The organism is Anaerotruncus sp. DFI.9.16 (assembly GCF_024461615.1).
GTDB lineage: Bacteria > Bacillota > Clostridia > Oscillospirales > Ruminococcaceae > Anaerotruncus > Anaerotruncus massiliensis.
Genome location: NZ_JANFZX010000177.1, coordinates 1 through 228 on the forward strand (window position 1 = coordinate 1; position 228 = coordinate 228).

At 55.3% G+C, this 228-nt stretch carries 1 pseudogene; it reads left to right on the top strand.

The features are described 5' to 3' along the window. Positions 1-228: pseudogene (locus NE609_RS17445) on the top strand (relaxase); the annotation flags it as partial.

The following is a 228-nucleotide window of genomic DNA, read 5'->3' on the forward strand; positions in this document are numbered from 1 at the left end:
ACCTAAAGCAAATGGCAGCTACCGTTACCGCCTATCAGCAGTACGGCTTTTCTTCTCCGGAGGAACTGGACGAAGCCTGTTCTGCCGCCTATGCCGCCATGCAGGAAAGCCTTGCGTGGTTGAAGCAGGTGGAAAAGACGCTGAACGGGAAAAAGGAGCTGCAACAGCAGGTACTTGCCTATTCCAAGACCCGCCCTGTCCGGGACGGGCTGAAACAGCAGAAAAACG